The sequence below is a fragment of the Microbacterium sp. AK031 genome, assembly GCF_024807145.1.
In the GTDB taxonomy this organism is placed as follows: domain Bacteria; phylum Actinomycetota; class Actinomycetes; order Actinomycetales; family Microbacteriaceae; genus Microbacterium.
The window spans coordinates 24,351-41,344 of record NZ_JANUCA010000010.1; the positions used below are offsets into that span (position 1 = coordinate 24,351).

At 67.1% G+C, this 16,994-nt stretch carries 20 protein-coding genes; 11 read left to right on the plus strand and 9 right to left on the minus strand.

Annotated features, from left to right (window positions below; genetic code table 11):
• Positions 1 to 45 precede the first annotated feature (45 nt).
• The 3 genes from HDC95_RS15900 to ectA form a co-directional block, all read right to left on the minus strand.
• Positions 46 to 438 carry an ectoine synthase gene (locus HDC95_RS15900; protein ID WP_259064629.1) on the minus strand — a complete coding sequence of 131 codons (393 nt, stop codon included), beginning with the start codon at positions 436 to 438 and terminating at the stop codon, positions 46 to 48.
• Positions 435 to 1,775, minus strand: a complete 1,341-nt coding sequence (gene ectB, locus HDC95_RS15905) for a diaminobutyrate--2-oxoglutarate transaminase (protein ID WP_259064630.1) — start codon at positions 1,773 to 1,775, stop codon at positions 435 to 437. Before ectB ends, HDC95_RS15900 begins: the two co-directional genes overlap by 4 nt.
• A 72-nt stretch (positions 1,776 to 1,847) precedes the next feature.
• On the minus strand, positions 1,848 to 2,417 hold the full coding sequence (gene ectA / locus HDC95_RS15910; RefSeq protein WP_310503273.1) for a diaminobutyrate acetyltransferase: 570 nt from the start codon (positions 2,415 to 2,417) through the stop codon (positions 1,848 to 1,850).
• Positions 2,418 to 2,595: 178 nt separating this feature from the next.
• On the opposite strand from ectA, the gene HDC95_RS15915 reads away from it, so the two are divergent.
• The 4 genes from HDC95_RS15915 to HDC95_RS15930 all read left to right on the plus strand — a co-directional run bounded on the left by HDC95_RS15915 (position 2,596) and on the right by HDC95_RS15930 (position 6,762).
• On the plus strand, positions 2,596 to 3,720 hold the full coding sequence (locus tag HDC95_RS15915) for an aminotransferase class V-fold PLP-dependent enzyme (RefSeq protein WP_259064631.1): 1,125 nt from the start codon (positions 2,596 to 2,598) through the stop codon (positions 3,718 to 3,720).
• 131 nt (positions 3,721 to 3,851) lie between these two features.
• Positions 3,852 to 4,901 (plus strand): ABC transporter substrate-binding protein, encoded by a 1,050-nt coding sequence (locus HDC95_RS15920; protein ID WP_396652720.1) that lies wholly within the window; start codon positions 3,852 to 3,854, stop codon positions 4,899 to 4,901.
• Positions 4,871 to 5,965, plus strand: coding sequence for an iron ABC transporter permease (locus HDC95_RS15925; RefSeq protein WP_259064632.1), 1,095 nt, complete (start codon positions 4,871 to 4,873; stop codon positions 5,963 to 5,965). Before HDC95_RS15920 ends, HDC95_RS15925 begins: the two co-directional genes overlap by 31 nt.
• Positions 5,962 to 6,762 (plus strand): ABC transporter ATP-binding protein, encoded by an 801-nt coding sequence (locus HDC95_RS15930; protein ID WP_259064633.1) that lies wholly within the window; start codon positions 5,962 to 5,964, stop codon positions 6,760 to 6,762. The genes HDC95_RS15925 and HDC95_RS15930 overlap by 4 nt, the downstream gene beginning before the upstream one ends.
• 40 nt (positions 6,763 to 6,802) lie before the next feature.
• Here HDC95_RS15930 and HDC95_RS15935 read toward each other — a convergent pair whose 3' ends face one another.
• Positions 6,803 to 7,924 carry a Xaa-Pro peptidase family protein gene (locus tag HDC95_RS15935; protein ID WP_259064634.1) on the minus strand — a complete coding sequence of 374 codons (1,122 nt, stop codon included), beginning with the start codon at positions 7,922 to 7,924 and terminating at the stop codon, positions 6,803 to 6,805.
• 94 nt (positions 7,925 to 8,018) lie between these two features.
• Here HDC95_RS15935 and HDC95_RS15940 point away from each other — a divergent pair, with 94 nt between their 5' ends.
• On the plus strand, positions 8,019 to 9,629 hold the full coding sequence (locus HDC95_RS15940) for an amidohydrolase (protein ID WP_259064635.1): 1,611 nt from the start codon (positions 8,019 to 8,021) through the stop codon (positions 9,627 to 9,629).
• A gap of 7 nt (positions 9,630 to 9,636) precedes the next feature.
• Here the strand turns inward: HDC95_RS15940 and HDC95_RS15945 are convergent, their stop codons facing one another.
• A complete protein-coding gene (locus tag HDC95_RS15945) occupies positions 9,637 to 9,867 on the minus strand; it encodes a tautomerase family protein (RefSeq protein ID WP_259064636.1) in 231 nt (76 codons plus the stop codon).
• Between the two features lie 58 nt (positions 9,868 to 9,925).
• On the opposite strand from HDC95_RS15945, the gene HDC95_RS15950 reads away from it, so the two are divergent.
• Complete coding sequence (locus HDC95_RS15950; RefSeq protein ID WP_259064637.1) at positions 9,926 to 10,348, plus strand: NUDIX hydrolase; 423 nt, start codon at positions 9,926 to 9,928, stop codon at positions 10,346 to 10,348.
• A gap of 21 nt (positions 10,349 to 10,369) precedes the next feature.
• Here the strand turns inward: HDC95_RS15950 and HDC95_RS15955 are convergent, their stop codons facing one another.
• Both HDC95_RS15955 and HDC95_RS15960 read right to left on the minus strand, forming a co-directional pair.
• Positions 10,370 to 10,855 carry an aminoacyl-tRNA deacylase gene (locus HDC95_RS15955; RefSeq protein WP_259064638.1) on the minus strand — a complete coding sequence of 162 codons (486 nt, stop codon included), beginning with the start codon at positions 10,853 to 10,855 and terminating at the stop codon, positions 10,370 to 10,372.
• Between the two features lie 59 nt (positions 10,856 to 10,914).
• Positions 10,915 to 11,412 carry a DNA helicase gene (locus tag HDC95_RS15960; RefSeq protein ID WP_259064639.1) on the minus strand — a complete coding sequence of 166 codons (498 nt, stop codon included), beginning with the start codon at positions 11,410 to 11,412 and terminating at the stop codon, positions 10,915 to 10,917.
• A gap of 156 nt (positions 11,413 to 11,568) precedes the next feature.
• Between HDC95_RS15960 and HDC95_RS15965 the strand changes: the two genes are divergently transcribed.
• Positions 11,569 to 12,126: a peptidylprolyl isomerase gene (locus HDC95_RS15965; protein ID WP_259064640.1), complete on the plus strand. Its 558-nt coding sequence runs from the start codon at positions 11,569 to 11,571 to the stop codon at positions 12,124 to 12,126.
• A 25-nt stretch (positions 12,127 to 12,151) separates the two neighbouring features.
• Positions 12,152 to 13,048 carry a rhomboid family intramembrane serine protease gene (locus HDC95_RS15970; RefSeq protein WP_259064641.1) on the plus strand — a complete coding sequence of 299 codons (897 nt, stop codon included), beginning with the start codon at positions 12,152 to 12,154 and terminating at the stop codon, positions 13,046 to 13,048.
• A 224-nt stretch (positions 13,049 to 13,272) separates the two neighbouring features.
• On the opposite strand, the gene HDC95_RS15975 is transcribed toward HDC95_RS15970, so the two are convergent.
• The gene (locus tag HDC95_RS15975) at positions 13,273 to 13,512 is read right to left on the minus strand and encodes a cell division protein CrgA (RefSeq protein ID WP_259064642.1); all 240 of its coding nucleotides are present in this window, start codon (positions 13,510 to 13,512) and stop codon (positions 13,273 to 13,275) included.
• A gap of 78 nt (positions 13,513 to 13,590) precedes the next feature.
• On the opposite strand from HDC95_RS15975, the gene HDC95_RS15980 reads away from it, so the two are divergent.
• From HDC95_RS15980 to HDC95_RS15990, 3 genes are read left to right on the plus strand one after another with little or no spacing between them, the layout of a single operon-like run.
• On the plus strand, positions 13,591 to 14,382 hold the full coding sequence (locus tag HDC95_RS15980; protein ID WP_259064643.1) for a class E sortase: 792 nt from the start codon (positions 13,591 to 13,593) through the stop codon (positions 14,380 to 14,382).
• 10 nt (positions 14,383 to 14,392) lie between these two features.
• Positions 14,393 to 14,548: a hypothetical protein gene (locus HDC95_RS15985; protein WP_259064644.1), complete on the plus strand. Its 156-nt coding sequence runs from the start codon at positions 14,393 to 14,395 to the stop codon at positions 14,546 to 14,548.
• Positions 14,545 to 15,180, plus strand: a complete 636-nt coding sequence (locus HDC95_RS15990; protein WP_259064645.1) for an aminodeoxychorismate/anthranilate synthase component II — start codon at positions 14,545 to 14,547, stop codon at positions 15,178 to 15,180. The genes HDC95_RS15985 and HDC95_RS15990 overlap by 4 nt, the downstream gene beginning before the upstream one ends.
• Positions 15,181 to 15,218: 38 nt before the next feature.
• Here the strand turns inward: HDC95_RS15990 and pknB are convergent, their stop codons facing one another.
• Positions 15,219 to 16,961 (minus strand): Stk1 family PASTA domain-containing Ser/Thr kinase, encoded by a 1,743-nt coding sequence (gene pknB / locus HDC95_RS15995; protein WP_259064646.1) that lies wholly within the window; start codon positions 16,959 to 16,961, stop codon positions 15,219 to 15,221.
• Positions 16,962 to 16,994 lie beyond the last annotated feature (33 nt).

Here is a 16,994-nt window from a genome sequence, read left to right on the forward strand (position 1 = left end):
GGATGTGCGGATGCTGCGGATGTGCGGATGCTGCGCACGTACCGGTCACGCGTCTTCGGTGACCAGCGGATAGACGCCGTTCTCGTCATGCACCTCTCGGCCGGTGACGGGCGGGTTGAACACGCACACGACACGCATCTCGGTGCGCGGCCGCACCTCGTGCTTGTCGTGGTCGTTCAGCAGGTACAGCGAGCCGGGGGAGAGCTGGTGCGTCTCGCCCGTGCCGAGATCGGTGATCTCTCCCTCACCGGCCACGACGAACACGGCCTCGATGTGGTTCGCGTACCAGAAGCGGCTCACCGTGCCGGCGTAGAGGGTGGTCTCGTGCACCGAGAAGCCCACCTTCTCCTTCGCGAGCACGATGCGCTTGCTGCGCCAGTTCTCGGTCTTGATGTCGGCGTCGGTGTCGGTGATCTCGTCGAGGGTGCGGACGATCATGCGGGGGTGTGCTCCTTGCTCTCTGCGTTGTGGTCGGCGCGACCTGCGTCTTGGTGGACCGTGTGATCCGCAGCGTGCGGGTCCGGCTCGCCGAGCACGGCGCGGATGGACTCGTCGATGATCCGCAGTCCACGCTCGAGCTCGATGTCGGTGATGGTCAGGGCGGGGAGGATCTTCATGACCTCGCCCTCGGGACCGGACGTCTCCATGAGCAGGCCGCGTTCGAATGCTGCCTGGCACACGGCATCCGCCAGCTCGCCGGAGGGGAACTGCAGACCGCGTGCGAGTCCGCGGCCCTTGGCGATGAGCTCATGCTGCGGATAGCGGGCGACGAACGTGTTGAACCATCCCTCGACCCGTGCGCCCTTCGTGATCGTCGAGTCGCGCAGTTCGTCATCCGACCAGTAGCGACGGATGGCCGCTGCGGCCGTCGCGAATGCCGGGCTGATCCCGCGGAACGTGCCGTTGTGCTCCCCCGGCTGCCAGACGTCGAGTTCGGGCTTGATCAGGGTCAGCGCCATCGGGATGCCGTAGCCGGAGATCGACTTCGACAGGCAGACGATGTCGGGCACGATTCCGGCCTCTTCGAAGCTGAAGAAGTCGCCCGTACGACCGCAGCCCATCTGGATGTCGTCGACGATCAGCAGGATCTCGTGCTGCTTGCAGAGGGCCGCGAGCTGACGCAGCCATTCGGCGCGCGCCGCATTGATGCCGCCCTCGCCCTGAACCGTCTCCACGATCACCGCCGCCGGGATGTTGAGTCCGCTGCCGGAGTCTTCCAGCAACCGCTCGAAGTAGAAGAAGTCGGGGTAGTCGCCATCGAAGTAGTCGTCGTACGGCATGGGGGTCGCGTGTACGAGCGGAATGCCTGCGCCGCCGCGCTTGAGCGAGTTGCCGGTGACGGAGAGCGCGCCGAGGGTCATGCCGTGGAAGGCGTTGGTGAAGTTGACCACGGATTCGCGTCCGGTCACCTTGCGCGCCAGCTTCAAGGCCGCCTCTACGGCGTTCGCACCGCCGGGGCCGGGGAAGACGACCTTGTAGTCCAGGTCGCGGGGCTTCAGGATCACCTCGTTGAAGGTCTCGAGGAAATCGCGCCTTGCGGAGGTGAACATGTCGAGCGAGTGCACGATGCGATCATCGGCCAGGTAGTCGAGCAGCACGCGCTTGAGCTCGGGGTTGTTGTGCCCGTAGTTCAGCGCACCGGCTCCGGTGAAGAAGTCCAGGTACTCCTTGCCGTCTTCGTCGTACATCGCGCTGCCCACGGCACGATCGAACACGACGGGCCATGCGCGGGAGTAGCTGCGGACTTCGGATTCCAGCTGCGTGAAGATATTCATTGAGTGGTGGTTCTCCTCCTTGATAGATCACGTGCGGGGAGTGCACGCCGCCCCGGGTGGGCGGATGGACGGCTACATCGGGGGTCCGATCTCGTACAGCCGTTCGGGTTCGTGGTGCGCGGTATCCGACGAGTGGGTCAGATGCGCGCTCTCGAAGAGCGGGGTGACGACCATGGGCGCATCGTCCCAGCGACGGGCGAGACTGCGGAAGGTCTGCTGCGAGGCGAGATTGTCGTCGGTGATGGTGGTCTGCAGCGTGTGCACCGGTGGGGCGATCGCCTTGTCGTGGAGCAGATCGTCCAGCATCCGGCCGGCGAGACCGAGCCCGCGGAAGCGCTCGTCGACAGCGACCTGCCAGATGAACAGGCAGGACGGATCCTCAGGACGCCGGTAGCCGATCACGAAGCCGGCCGGTGAGCCATCGACCAGCGCGATGCGGCAGGTCGAGGCGAAGTCGCGGGCGTAGAGGACGTACGCGTACGAGGAGTTCAGATCGAGCGTTCGTGAGTCGCGGGCGATGCGCCACAGCTCGATTCCCTCATCGATGCGAGGCGGCCGAATCAGGCTCGTTCCACCCGACCGCGCATCGGTATGCGTGGCCTGTGCTGACGTGCTCGGCCCGTGAGAGCCGGGGGAAGTCAGAGCGTGTCACCGTCCCGGATCGGGGTGTGCAGCTCGCAAGAATTGGTGTCCATGAGGTGTGATCTCCACTGGTGAAACAGCTTCGGCCCGTCTTCCACTCTGTCATGCACCGTGTGCGACCTCAAATCCGTGTCGACGTGACCGACCCGGCCAGGATGCCCTGTGGGATGCTGGGCGCATGAGCCTTCCGCACGCCGATGTCGACCCAGATGGCCTCCTGGAATACTCGGTGGTCTTCACCGATCGATCCCTCAACCACTTGTCTGCGCGCTTCATCTCGGTGCTGCAGCAGACCTTCGAGATCCTCGGCGATGCGTACAACGCGCACACGGTGGCTATCGTCCCCGGCGGCGGCACCTACGCGATGGAGGCCGTCGCGCGCCAGCTCGCGACCGGTCGCCGCACCCTCGTCGTGCGGAACGGACTGTTCTCCTACCGGTGGTCGCAGATCCTCGAGACCGGCGGCATCAGTGACGATGTCACGGTGCTCGCCGCCCGACCGGACTCCGACGGCGTGCGGGCGTCCTGGGCGCCCGCCCCGATCGACGAGGTTGTGGCTGCGATTCGCGCTCGCCGCCCCGAAGTGGTTTTCGCTCCGCACGTCGAGACCGCTGCCGGAATGATCCTCCCCGATGATTACGTGCGCGCCTTGGCAGACGCCGTGCACGAGGTCGGCGGGCTGCTCGTGCTGGACTGCATCGCCTCCGGCGCCATGTGGATCGACATGAAGTCCCTCGGCGTGGACGTGCTGCTCAGCGCACCGCAGAAGGGATGGAGTGGGTCGCCCTGCGCCGGTTTCGTCATGCTCAGCGAGGCGGGCGAGGATGCTGTGCGCTCCCATGTATCGACGAGCTTCGCCGCCGACCTAGGCAAATGGCTGGCCATCGCCGACGAGTACCGGGTCGGCCGCGCGGCGTATCACGCGACCATGCCCACCGACTCGCTGACCTACAACCTCGCCGCGATGATCGAGACCCGCGACCGCGGTTTCGAGCCGCTGCGTGCTGCGCAGCTCGAACTGGGTCGGCGGGTGCGTGAGCTTCTGGCCGAACGCGGATTGCCGTCGGTCGCGGCATCCGCGTATGCCGCTCCCGGAGTCGTCGTCGTGCACACGGATGATCCTGCAATGAAGTCGGGTGCGGCCTTCAAGGAGCAGGGGCTGCAGATCGCCGCCGGCGTGCCGCTGCACTGCGATGAGCCGGAAGGGTTCTCGACCTTCCGGCTCGGACTGTTCGGCCTCGACAAGCTCGCCGATATCGATGGAACGGTGTCGCGCCTCGCTGCGGCCCTGGACGCGATCTGACGCTCGTACGATTGCCCAGGCGACGTGACGACGTGGTCACGACTGTAGTCCTCAGGTTTGGTTAGGGTATCCTTATCCCTTGTGTCTGAAGCCCCGTGACCGCGGGGCGGTGAAGCGACACCAGGAGATCCGTGATCACTTCCATGCGCGCACTGTCGGCGACGGTCGCCACCGCAATCGTCCTCGTGGGTGTCACCGGCTGCGGCGCCTCCGAAGTGATCGCTTCGCAACCCGAGGCGGCGAGTGGCGACGGACGCACCGCATATCCGCTGACGGTGGAGAACTGCGGCGTCGAGGTCACAGTCGAGGCCGCACCCGCCCGCGTGGTGTCGCTGGATCAGAACTCCACCGAGATCCTTCTCTCGCTCGGACTCGAGGATCGCCTCGTCGGCACCGCGTCATGGACGGATCTGGTGCTCGATTCCCTCGCCGCGGCGAATGAGGACGTACTGCGTCTCGCCGACAACGCACCGAGCTACGAGGTGCTCCTCGGGACGGATCCGGACTTCGTCACCGCGTCATTCGGACGCCACTACAACGACGGGGGCGTCGTGACCCGCGGCCGGCTGGAGGAGACCGGCGTCGGCTCGTACCTCTCGCCGACGGATTGCGATAACGGCCAGAGTGTCAACGGCGGCGGAACCAGGACGACCGCGCTGACTGTCGATGCGCTCTACCAGGAGATCCGCGAACTCGCGGAGATCTTCGATGTTGCCGACCGTGGCGAGCAGCTGATCGCCGAGCTGCAGACGCGCGCGAAGGCCGCGACGGAGGGTGTCGACTTCGAGGGGCGGAGCGTCATGTTCTGGTTCGCCGATACGAAGACCCCGTACGTCGCCGGCGGACTGGGCGCGGCATCCCTGCTCGCATCGATGACGGGCATGACGAACGCGTTCGCCGACGCGAGCGACGACTGGCCGGCCGTCGGCTGGGAGAGCGTGGTCAGCGATTCTCCCGACATCATCGTCCTCGGCGACCTGCAACGTGACCGATTCCCCGGCGACCGACTGGATGAGAAGATCGACTTCCTCCAGCAGGACGCGCTCGTGAGCAGCCTCGACGCCGTTCAGAACGACCGCTTCATCGCGCTGCACGGTGCCGAGATGAATCCATCCATCCGCTTCGTCGACGGTCTGGAGAAGATCCAGGCATGGTGGACCGCGAACAGGGCAGTCCTCTGATCGCGCTGCCGTCGCTCGCCGCGGTTTCGGACACCCGGCGGCTATGGTCGCGTCGCACACTGGCGATCGCGCTCGTCCTCGGCGGTCTCGTCGCCGTGGTCCTGTCCGTCGGCGTGGCCGTGACCCTGGGGCCGGCCGATGTGTCCCTCGTGAACGTCCGGGACATCCTCCTCAATCATCTCGGTCTGGCCGAGATCCCCGTGCGGGTCTCGGATGACGCCATCGTGTGGCAGGAGCGACTGCCTCGCGCGCTTGTCGCGGCGGCCTGTGGAGCGGGGCTCGGGTTGTGCGGAGCGATCCTGCAGTCACTCCTGCGCAACCCGCTCGCCGATCCGTTCGTGCTCGGTGTCTCATCCGGAGCATCGACGGGCGCCGTCGCGATCGGTGTGCTGGGCATCGGTGGAAGTGCGGTCGGGCTCTCCGGTGGTGCGTTCATCGGTGCTCTCGTCGCCTTCGGTCTCGTCCTCCTGCTGGCGCGCTTCACGAGCGCCGGCACCGCCGGCGTCATCCTCGCCGGTGTGGCGAGCACCCAGTTGTTCTCCGCACTCACGTCGCTCGTCGTGTTCGCCTTCGCCGACTCCGACGAGACACGTGGAGTGATGTTCTGGCTACTCGGCTCCCTCGAAGGCATGCGGTGGGACGATGTCGGACTCAGCACTGTGGTCGTCGGCATCGGCGCCGTCATCTGCCTGGCCTCCGCCCGCGCGCTGGACGCCTTCGCCTTCGGCGAGGATGTCGCGGCGTCTCTCGGCATCCATGTGGCGCGCACGCGCATCCTGCTGCTGATCCTCACCGCCCTGCTCACGGCCACGCTGGTGAGCATCGCCGGAGCCATCGGGTTCGTGGGTCTCGTCCTCCCCCATGCGGCACGGCTGCTGTTCGGTCAGCGTCATTCCCGGGTGATCCCGGCGACCATCATCCTCGGTGCGGTCTTCATGGTGTGGGTGGATGCCGGCTCACGGGTCGCCTTCGCTCCCACGCCGCTGCCGGTCGGCGTGGGGACGGCTCTCGTTGGCGTTCCGGTCTTCGTGCTGTTGCTGCTGCGCAGAAGGAGACGCGCATGACTCTTGAGGCTCGCCGTGTCTCCTGGCGGCGCGGGGGCGCCCTGGTCCTCGACGATGTGACGCTCCGACCTGAGCCCGGCTCGACGGTCGGACTGCTGGGTCCTAACGGTTCGGGGAAGTCATCCCTTCTGAGGCTGCTGCAGGGAATCGCGAGGCCCGACACCGGCGTGGTCACCCTCGATGACACCGATCTGTCGCGTCTGCGGCGGCGTGAGATCGCTCGGGCAGTGGCCAGCGTCACCCAGCACGCAGACACCGATGCAGAGATCGTGGTGCGCGATGTGGTGCGGCTGGGCCGTACTCCGCACCGATTGGCATTCGGTGGAGACCTGTCACGGGATGAACGCGTCATCTCCGATGCGCTCGCGCACGTCGGCCTCACCACCAAGGCCGACCACCTCTGGCACACGCTCTCCGGCGGGGAACGTCAGCGTGCGCACATCGCCAGGGCTCTGGCGCAGGAACCGAGGGAGCTTCTCCTCGACGAGCCGACGAATCATCTCGACATCCGCCACCAGCTCGAAGTGCTGGAACTGGTGGCCGCGCTGCCTGTGACCGCGATCATCGCCCTGCACGACCTCAACCTGGCGGCGATGTTCTGCGACACGGTCGTCGTCCTCCAGCATGGGCGGGTGATCGCCGCCGGTGCGCCAGACGAGATCCTCACCCCCGAACTCATCGCGGACGTCTACGGCGTCAGGGCACGCGTGACGCGCGATGATCTTTCGGGGCGTCCGACGGTGAACTTCCAACCGGGGCCGCCGGTGCTCAGCCGAGTGGGCGTCGACACGGCGTGAGCACATCGACCCCGGCGGTACCGGTGCGATCGACGGGACGCTATCCGTCAACCAGGGTCAGCTCGTGCGGAGCGACGTTGAGGCGTTCGCAGCCATCGGCCGTGACCACCACGATGTCCTCTATGCGGGCTCCCCATTCGCCCGAGAAGTAGATGCCGGGCTCGATGCTGAACGCCATGCCCTCGCGCAGCACCAGGTCGTTGCCGGGGGCGATGTACGGTTCCTCGTGCACCGAGACTCCGATGCCGTGCCCCGTGCGGTGCAGGAATGCATCGCCCAGGCCGGAGGCAGCCAGTACGTTTCGGGCGGCAGCATCCACCTCAGATGCCGTCGCGCCCGGTCGCGAGGCATCCACGGCTGCCTGCTGGGCGCGCACGAGCACAGCGATGCGCTCCGCCACGGCGGGGTCGGGGTCGCCGACGACGTACGTCCGGGTGCTGTCCGAGTTGTAGCCGCTGGGCACCGCGCCGCCGATGTCGACCACGACGATGTCACCGTTGTGGATCATGCGATCTGAAACCTCGTGATGCGGGTCCGCGCCGTTCGGGCCGGAGCCGACGATCACGAACTCCACAGTGCGGTGTCCCTCGGCCACGATCGCCGACGCGATGTCGGCGGCGACCTCGCGTTCGGTGCGGCCGGCGCGCAGCCACTCCGGAACACGGCGGTGCACGGCGTCGATCGCCTCGCCGGCACGGCGCAGCTCGGCGATCTCGGTGGCGTCCTTGATCATGCGGCCCTCGCGGAGCACCGGTGTCGCGAGCTCGAGCCGCACGCCGAGTCGTTCGCCGATCGGGAGGAGGTGCAGAGCCGGGAGCGCATCCGAAACGCCGACACGGGTGGTCGAGGCGAGCGCACCGCTCACCAGCGCGTAGGGGTCTTCACCGTCCACCCAGTCGAGCACGGCGAGACCGAGCTCGCCCACCGCGGTGGATCGCACCTTCGCGAGCTCCATCCGCGGCACGACGATCGTCGGCGAGAGCGACGGACCGATCAGCAGGACGGTCAGCCGTTCGATCGTGTCACCCTCCACGCCGACGAGGTACTGCAGGTCTGGACCCGGTCCGACGACGATCGCATCGAAACCACCGTCGGCAGCGAGGGCCGCGGCACGTTCGAGTCGGCTGGCGTACACGGAGGCGGGGAAGGGCAGAGTGCTCATCCCCGACACGCTACTCCGGGCTGCGGCTCGACTCGTGAACGACTTCATCCGTTCACCTCGACTCTCCGGTTCGCGGCTCTGCCAGACTGACGCCATGACGACGACGCTCTTCACCGGCCGCATCCGCCCGCTCGGCGGAGACACAGAGGCCGGCATCGAGACCGAGGTCGAGGCGCTCGCCGTCGAGGATGGGCGGATCGTCGCGCTCGGCACTGCCGACGCGCTGAAGGCGCAGCATCCGGATGCCGACACCGTCGCGCTGGACGGCTGGGTCATGCCCGGCCTCATCGAGCCGCATGGGCATCCCGCGTACTCGTCGATCCTGCTTTCGGACCTCGTGGTCGACATCCGGCCGGTCACGATCCCGGATGCCGTGGGCGTGCTCGCCGCGCTGAAGCAGGCCGTCGCGGATGCCGACGGGCAGGCCGTGTTCGCGAACGGGTGGGATGCGCTGCTGCAGCGCGGGCTCCCCGACCCCGACATGCACTGGCTCGACGAGTTCGCCGGCGACGTTCCCCTCGTCGTGATCCACAACTCCGGCCACTCGGCGTACTTCAACGCCGCTGCCGCTCGCGCCGCCGGCGTGGACCGCGACACCCCTGATCCCGCAGGCGCCCGCTTCGCTCGTGACGCGAACGGTGACCTGGCCGGCGTCGCGTTCGAAGAGGCAGCCGTCGAGCAGGTCGTCGCCCCCATGCTCGCTCGTGCGAAGCAGCACCTGCCGGAACTGCTCGTCGCGCACCTGCGTGATCTGTCGCGGCGCGGCATAACGACCGTCTCCGACCTGTCGTGGAACCCCGATCTGAACCTGCTCATCCAGGCGCTGCACGCACATGGTCAACTGCCGGTGCGTCTGCGCTGGTACGAGATGTCACGTCCCGGTGGCGCGGCAGTACCGCGCGGCGGTGACGACCCGATGTTCCGCCAGACGGGCGTGAAGACCTGGTCGGACGGCTCGCCGTGGATCGGCAACATCGCCACGTCCTTCCCGTATCTCGACACCGAGGCGACGCGAGACCTCGGTCTCGAACCGCACCACATCGGCACCGCGAACTACACCACCGAGCAGCTGCTCGCGATCGCCGAGCCCTATGCGGCGGGCGGATGGCAGCTCGCCTGTCATGCGCACGGCGACCGTGCGATCGACTCGACACTCGACGTGTACGAGCAGATCATCACCGCGCACGCGCTCACCGATCACCGGTTCCGTCTTGAGCACTGCGGCGCGATGACGCCCGCGCAGTTCACGCGCGCAGCATCCCTCGGCGTCACGGTCAGCCTGTTCGTCGACCACATCACCTACTGGGGGGAGGTGCTCGTCGACGCTCTGTTCGGGCCACAGCACGGCGGTGCATGGGCGGATGCCGGAGCCGCCTTCGCCGCTGGGCACCGCGCCACGTTCCACAACGACGGCTGGGTCACACCGAACGAGCCGTTCCGCAACATGGCGGTCGCCGAGACGCGCACCACGCGTTCAGGATTCCGGATGCCGGGCGGCACACCCGTCACGCGTGCTCAGGCACTTGCCGGGCAGACGACGAACGCGGCCTGGCAGCTGTTCAGCGAGCATGAGGTCGGCGCACTCGCCCCCGGCCTGTTCGCCGACTTCATCGTGGTCGACCGTGATCCGGTGACGGTCACCGCGGAAGAGATCGCCGAGACGGTGGTGCGGGCGACCTATCTTGGCGGCCTCCGCGTGCATTGATCCTGGGTCAGGCGGAGTGAGACGCTGCGCGTGCCACGGCAGCGGCGCGGTCGTCGTCTTCACTCGCAAGCACGCCGCCGTTCGCGACCAAGTCGGCCGCCACCTCTTCGAACATGATCCGCACGTGCTCGCGTTGTGCACCCAAGGCCTCGACCGCAGCAAGAGTGACTGCCTCGGCGAAGGCGCGGCGCTGGTCAACGGTGCGCCCAGGGAGCAGTTCGACTCTGATGTTCGGCATGGCCACAGCCTAGGACACACGGCGGGACGGGCTTCATCACCCCGAGTAGTGTGATGCCATGGATCTGCGTGTCGCAGCATATGCGGTCGTCACCGATGACGACGACAGGGTGCTGCTGGCGCGATGGACCGAGGGTCGCCGGGTCGCATGGACGATGCCCGGTGGCGGTCTCGAGGCCGGGGAGGACCCGGAAGACGCCGTTCGCCGTGAAGTTCGCGAGGAGACCGGGTACACGGTGCATGTGAAGGAGCTTCTCGGCATCCATTCCCGCGTGATCCCTGCCGGCAGGCGAGTGAGGAAGTCGGGGGAACCGCTGCACACCCTGCGAATCGTCTACCGCGCCAAGATCAGCGGCGGAAAGCTGCGTTTCGAGGAGAACGGCTCCACCGATATGGCGGGGTGGTTCTCACTGCCCGCTCTCGCGGAACTGCAGCGCGTGAAGCTCGTCGACATCGCGCTGCGGATGGCCGAGATCATCTGACTCGCAGAGGTCTGCGGGAGGTCAGTCGCGCGGCTGCTCCGGCACGGTGATATCGGCGACCGTCGCACCATAGGCGGCGATCAGGTCATCAGCGTCGACGAACAGGCTGTACCCGTGCGCGCCCGCGCCCATCGCGACGCGCTGACCGACGATCGACTCGTCGGCGTAGATCGGCCAGTCGGTGGTGCTGCCGATCGGAACGATGGTGCCGCGCTCGTATCCGGTCGCGGCCAGTGCGAGTTCGGCCTCGGGCAGGCGCAGCTTGTTCACGCCGACGATCGCACGCAGCCTCGGCCACGAGATCGATCGGCCACCCGGCACGAGCGCGAAGAGATAGCTGTCATCGGTGCGCTTGACGACCAGCGTCTTGACGATGCCCGACGGATCGATCCCGAGCAGCGCCGCCGCCTCATGCAGGCTGTTCGCGTGAGGGCGCTCACGGATCTCGATGTCCAGACCACGGGCCGCCGCGGCATCCCGCACGCGCGCGTGCTGCTGCTGCTGCATGACATCGACCCCCGAGCCCGTGGAAGGGTCAGGGGTCGAAGCGGCAGAAGCCGACGGGGTCACGCGTCAGGGGCGGCGAGCGGGTCGTCTGCGACCCAGAGCTCGTCATCCGTGCGCAGTGCCTGCCATGCGGCGTAGAGCACGCCGACGGCCGCAGCCGCGCCGAGAACAATCGCGATGACGGAGCCGATGCCTGGCCCCTGCTTCTTCTTCACGATGCGTCCCTTGGAGAACTCGAGGCCCTGGCGCTTGGCGTTCGCCACATCCCACGCGGAGAGGGCGGAACCGACGACGCCGCCAACGAGCGGGACGACCTTGTCGTCCACGACGTGGCGACCGAGCTTCACGCCGCGGTCCACTGTGGGGGCGACCCGGCGGTTGTATGCGTCCTGCACGACAGGAAGCACCTGCTCACGTCCGACGCCTGCGAGCTGACGGCTGGCCTCGCGAGCGATCTCGGCGGCGTGGCCGACGACCTCCTGCTGGGATTCCCAGAGCTCGGTGGCGTTATCGCGCAGACGGCGCAGTTCTTTCTTCCGCTTGCGGGTGAGGCTCACGATGTTCTCCTGTCGACTTGGAGTACGGGTTCCCCATCTTGCCAGACGAGACTGGATGCTGGCAGTGATTGTGCCGACCCTTGTCCTCCGGAGCCGCGCGCGCTACCGTAACGACGCTTCCGGCCGGCACACTGCTGGCTCTGCGACAATGGAGGCATGGCTCAGCACTCTCACGTCGCAACCCTGCACACCAACCACGGCGATATCGTCGTCAACCTCTTCGGCGACCACGCCCCGAAGACGGTCAAGAACTTCGTCGGCCTGTCCGACGGCACTCAGGAGTGGACCGACCCCGCAACGGGCAAGCCCGGCGAGGGCGCCCTCTACAAGGACGTCATCTTCCACCGCATCATCCCGAACTTCATGATCCAGGGCGGCGACCCGCTCGGCCAGGGCGTGGGCGGCCCCGGCTACAACTTCGATGACGAGATCAACATGGAGCTCAACTTCAACGAGCCCTACATCCTCGCCATGGCCAACGCGGGCCTGCGTCGCAACGCGATCACCGGCAAGGCCGAGGGCACGAACGGCTCGCAGTTCTTCATCACGACCGACCCGACCCCGTGGCTGCAGGGCAAGCACACGATCTTCGGCGAGGTCGCGGATGACGCCTCCAAGAAGGTCGTCGACGCCATCGCCGCGGTCCCCACCGCCGCCGGTGACAAGCCGCTCGAGGACGTCGTCCTGCAGTCGGTCGACATCGCCGCCGTCTGAGTTCAGACTTCTCAGGCCGATCCGGATGACGACACCCGAGTTCACGACCAATCGTGACAACTTCTGCTACCGCCATCCGGATCGGCAGAGCTTCGTGCTCTGTCAGCGCTGCATGCGCACCATCTGCCCCGAGTGCCAGACGCAGGCCGCCGTCGGCGTCATCTGCCCGGAGTGCATGAAGGCCGAGCGCAGCAACCGCACTCCCGCACAGAAACGCGCACAGCGGCAGTGGGGTCGTGGCGGCAGCGCCCGCGGCTCACTGACGGCCGTGCAATCGGGCCGTCCGATGATGACCTACGGGATCATCGCGGTGACGGCCTTCGTCGGTCTTCTGCAGCTGGTGCCGGGCCTGGGTATCACCGGACTCTTCGAGTTCTGGATCGGCTACCTCTTCCCCGAGCTCTCCGGAGCGCCGTTCCAGCCCTGGCGCCTGCTCACGGCAGCCCTGGTGCACAGCGGCATCTGGCACATCGGTCTCAACATGCTCGCGCTCTGGTTGATCGGCCGGAGCCTCGAGCCCATGCTCGGGCGCTGGCGCTTCCTCGCGCTCTACGTGCTCGGCGCTCTCGGCGGATCGGTCGCGGTCGGGATCATCTCGCCGACCACGGCGACCGTCGGCGCATCCGGCGCGGTGTTCTCGCTGTTCGGCGCCCTGCTCGTGATCGGCCTGCACCTGGGGGCCAACATGACCGGTCTGTTCGTGCTGCTCGGCATCAACCTCGTGATCGGATTCATCCCCGGCTTCAACATCGCGTGGCAGGCGCACGTGGGCGGTGCGGCCGTCGGCGCCCTGGTCGGTCTGATCGTGCTGCGCACCCGCAAGCGGCAGCAGCGCGTCTGGCAGATCCTGCTCCTCATCGCGCTCGCCGCACTCCTGCTCGCCGCGGTCTTCATAGTCCCGCCACTCCTCATCGGCGTCTGAGGTCCTACCCGGACGGACGCCTCCGATCCCGGTCAGCAGTTGTTAACACCGTTCTCCACCCCTGTGAATAACACCGGTGTAATTCTCCCCACCCTGTGCACAACCCTGTGGATAACTCCGGGCTGACCTGCCGCGTGAACCGCACTCCCGCAGCATCCCCCGCGGGTACGGCGAAAGGCCCCTCGCGAACGAGGGGCCTTTCGAAAGACAGCGAATGCGCGGCGTCAGCGCCAGCGCGTCGTCATGAGGAATCCGATCATCGCGATGCCGAGACCGATGGCGAGGTTCCACGATCCGATGCCCGGAACCGGGAACTGCATGCCCGAGATGTAGAAGACCAGGATCCACACGAGGCCCAGCAGCATGAAGCCGAGCATCACCGGCTTGAACCACACGGCGTTCGGGGCGGCCTCGCCCTCAGCGCGCTCGACAGCGGGTTCTTCGCTCTTACGGTCTCGTGCCATGGGGTCAGTCTACCCAAGACAGCGATGCGTGCCTGCTTCGATCGCAGGCGTACACCCTGGCGAGATAAGATCGCCGCTATGAGTGCACCTGGGGCGTCGATCAACGCGCGCACTCGGCGTCCTCGCCGGCGTTCGCGGGCGACGTTCACGAGCGTGCTCGGTGAACTGCTGCTGACCGCCGGCGTGCTCGTGATGCTGTTCGTCGCATGGCAGATGTGGATCGGCGACATCATCATCAGCGCCCAGAGCAACAGTGCGGGCAGCGCGGTCTCCGAGACCTGGGAGCAGCAACCCGCCCCCGTACCACCGCCGATCGTCGAGAACGATGACGGCGACACCTGGTTCGAACCACCGGTGCTGCCGCATCCGGCAGGGGGGGAGACCTTCGCGCAGATGCGGATCCCGCGGTTCGGCGACGACTACAACGTCGCGATCGCCGGGGGGACCTCGCGACCGGTCACCCTCGACAACGGATGGATCGGCGTGTACGCCCAGTCCGTCATGCCAGGAGAAGTGGGCAATTTCTCCGTCGCCGGTCACCGCACCACCTGGGGTGCTCCGCTGAACCGGATGGACAAGCTGCGCATCGACGATGCGATCGTCGTCGAGACTCAGGAGGGCTGGTACACCTATCGATTCCGCACCCTCGAGTACGTGCAGCCGGATCAGGTCGACGTGCTCCTCGACGTGCCGCAGGTGCCGGGTGCCGTCACCGGAGAGCGCTACCTTACGCTGACCGCCTGTTCCCCGCTGTACTCGCTTGCCGAGCGCATCATCGGCTATGCCGTCTTCGAGGGGTTTCAGCCCCGCGTCGAGGGCGAACCCGAGTCGCTGACCGCCGTCGCCGACGTCGCACCCCCATCCATCTGAGGAAGATCTGATGTACGCAGCAATCTGGCGCATCCTGCCCGGGCCGTGGTGGTTGCGGCTGTTCATCCTGCTGGTCGTCGTCGCGGCGATCCTCTACGGGCTGTTCTTCTACGTGTTCCCCTGGGTGAGCCCGCTCATCACGCCGGGTGAGGTCGATCTGGAGTGAGCGTGCGAGTGCTGGTCGTCGACAATCACGACAGCTTCGTGCACACGCTCGTCGGGTACCTGCGAGAGCTCGGTGCGGCCTGCGAGATGATCGAGGCGGATGCTGTGGACGCGGCGGGCTTCGCCCGCCTCCTGCCCGACTTCGACGCCGTGCTGCTCTCGCCGGGCCCCGGCCGGCCGCGGGACGCGGGCGCATCCGTCGAGATCGTTGCGCTCGCCGCCGAGCGCCGGATGCCGTTGCTCGGTGTCTGTCTCGGGCATCAGGCGATCGGAGCCGCGTTCGGTACCGAGGTCTCCGAGGCGCCGGAGCTGATGCACGGGATGGTGTCCACGGTCGCGCATGACGGCTCGCCGCTGTTCCACGGCATCCCGTCGCCCTTCGATGTCGGGCGCTACCACTCACTTGCGCTCGCCGAGCCGGAGCTGCCGGCAGAACTGCGTGTCACGGCACGCACGGCATCCGGAACCGTGATGGCGATCGCGCACCGCGAGCTGCCGGTCCAAGGAGTGCAGTTCCACCCGGAGAGCGTGCTCACGTCCTACGGCTACCGCCTGCTGGCGAACTGGTTGGCGCAGCTCGGTGATCCGAACGCCGTCGAGGTGTCGACGCGGCTCCATCCGTTCGCGCGCTGACGGCCGCGCAGGATCGAGCACCTATCGGTGGTGCCGCGTCATTCTGCGACAGCGGTGCAGTGACGCAACTGCACTTCGGAGTGCACCGGGACGTCACCAGGGGCGGCGGACATCGAGGCGACGGTCGCCGGGTCGGTGGCAGGGCAATCCGCCATCTCGGTAGGGATCGCGGTGAGTCCGAGTTCCTCGAGTTTCGCGGTCGCCGCATCCAGCGTCCACCCTGAGACATCGGGCAGCGTGACATGGCCACTGGCGACGACGAGGTTGACGACCGTCTTGGGGGCGACCTCGGCACCCGCTTCCACGCTCGACTCCAGCACCGTGTCGGCAGCGCTGTCGGGATCGTTGCGCTGAATGACGTTGCCGAGCTCGAGGCCCGCCTTGCTCAGCGCCTCCTTCGCCGCTGTCTGCGAGAGCCCGACGAGCGCTGGGGCCTCAACCGTCTCGGTGCCCGAGGAGACGTAGATCGTCACGCTCTGCCCTGCTTCGACTGACTGTCCAGCCTCAGGGTCTGTGCGGATGACGTTGTTCTCGGTGATCGAAGGACTCGTCTCGTACACGAGCGTGGATTGGAGGTCGAGTTCTTCGAGGTCTTGCTGCGCGCGTTCGTACGACACATCGATCAGGTCGGGAACCGTGCGGGACGACGTGGGGATCTGCTCGCCGCGCGGCATCGTGAGCACCCACACGAGCACCGAGATCAGCAGCACGGCAAGCAGCGCGACGCCCGCCCAGATCCACACCACTGGTGGTCCGGACTGCGTGCGTGTCATCGTGGTGTCGCTGCTGAGCTGCCGCAGAGACCGCGCGGTCTCCTGCGCCTGGCGAGGGCTCGGGCCGTACAGCTCGCTGGTGAGAGCACTGAGCTGCTTCTTGCTCGGAGCCTTGCCCGCGACTGCATCGTCGAGCGCGGCGCGGAAGTGCGCAGCATCCGGATACCGCTGATACGGATCCTTCGCGAGCGCGCGCAGCACGATGGGATCGAGTGCACCGGGGGAATCCTCATTCACCTCGGTCGGAGGCAGCGGGGTCTCGCTCACGTGCTGATAGGCGACCGCGACGGGCGATTCGCCGCGGAACGGCTGACGCCCGGTGAGCAGCTCGTACAGCACGATGCCGGTCGAGTAGAGATCGGCACGCGCATCGACCGGCTCGCCCTTGGCCTGCTCCGGCGAGAAGTACGCGGCAGTGCCGATGATCTGCGTGGTCTCGGCGACCGTCGACGACGAGTCCGAAACCGCGCGGGCGATGCCGAAATCCATGACCTTCACCTGGCCGGACGGCGTGACCATGACGTTGCCCGGTTTGATGTCGCGATGCACGACGCCGGCGCGGTGGGAGTAGTCCAGCGCCTCGAGGATGCCGTCGACGTAGCGCACCGCGTCCTCGACGGGAACCGGACCCTCGGCGATGATCTCCTTCAGCTGGCGGCCCTGAACCAGCTCCATGACGATGTACGGCTCACTGCCCGCTGTGCCCACAGCGGGAGCGCCCTGCGGCGCCGACGTCGGGTCACCCGCGTCGAAGACGCGCACGATCGACGCGTGCGACATGCGGGACGCCGCCTGCGCCTCCAGGCGGAAGCGCGTGCGGAACGCCGTGTCGCGTGCGAGCTCGGGGTCGAGGATCTTAATGGCGACCTCGCGCCCGAGGGTGATGTCGTAGCCGCGATAGACCTTGGCCATGCCGCCGTGACCGATGAGTTCATCCACGCGGTATCGCTCAGCGATGATGCGCGGCTCTGCGGTCACTGGTGACTCCCCCTGGTACGACAACGGCATGGACTTCCTAAGGTTACCCCTCAGCTCTCCTGA

Coding starts and splice junctions, on each gene's coding strand:
- HDC95_RS15970 (WP_259064641.1), top strand. CDS start 12,152: ATGACGACACCCGAGTTCACGACCAATCGTGACAACTTCTGCTACCGC.
- ectB (WP_259064630.1), bottom strand. CDS start 1,775: ATGAATATCTTCACGCAGCTGGAATCCGAAGTCCGCAGCTACTCCCGC.
- HDC95_RS15925 (WP_259064632.1), top strand. CDS start 4,871: ATGGTGGACCGCGAACAGGGCAGTCCTCTGATCGCGCTGCCGTCGCTC.
- HDC95_RS15985 (WP_259064644.1), top strand. CDS start 14,393: ATGTACGCAGCAATCTGGCGCATCCTGCCCGGGCCGTGGTGGTTGCGG.
- HDC95_RS15950 (WP_259064637.1), top strand. CDS start 9,926: ATGGATCTGCGTGTCGCAGCATATGCGGTCGTCACCGATGACGACGAC.
- HDC95_RS15980 (WP_259064643.1), top strand. CDS start 13,591: ATGAGTGCACCTGGGGCGTCGATCAACGCGCGCACTCGGCGTCCTCGC.
- HDC95_RS15915 (WP_259064631.1), top strand. CDS start 2,596: ATGAGCCTTCCGCACGCCGATGTCGACCCAGATGGCCTCCTGGAATAC.
- HDC95_RS15955 (WP_259064638.1), bottom strand. CDS start 10,855: ATGCAGCAGCAGCAGCACGCGCGCGTGCGGGATGCCGCGGCGGCCCGT.
- HDC95_RS15940 (WP_259064635.1), top strand. CDS start 8,019: ATGACGACGACGCTCTTCACCGGCCGCATCCGCCCGCTCGGCGGAGAC.
- HDC95_RS15945 (WP_259064636.1), bottom strand. CDS start 9,867: ATGCCGAACATCAGAGTCGAACTGCTCCCTGGGCGCACCGTTGACCAG.
- HDC95_RS15965 (WP_259064640.1), top strand. CDS start 11,569: ATGGCTCAGCACTCTCACGTCGCAACCCTGCACACCAACCACGGCGAT.
- pknB (WP_259064646.1), bottom strand. CDS start 16,961: ATGCCGTTGTCGTACCAGGGGGAGTCACCAGTGACCGCAGAGCCGCGC.
- HDC95_RS15975 (WP_259064642.1), bottom strand. CDS start 13,512: ATGGCACGAGACCGTAAGAGCGAAGAACCCGCTGTCGAGCGCGCTGAG.
- HDC95_RS15930 (WP_259064633.1), top strand. CDS start 5,962: ATGACTCTTGAGGCTCGCCGTGTCTCCTGGCGGCGCGGGGGCGCCCTG.
- HDC95_RS15900 (WP_259064629.1), bottom strand. CDS start 438: ATGATCGTCCGCACCCTCGACGAGATCACCGACACCGACGCCGACATC.
- HDC95_RS15935 (WP_259064634.1), bottom strand. CDS start 7,924: ATGAGCACTCTGCCCTTCCCCGCCTCCGTGTACGCCAGCCGACTCGAA.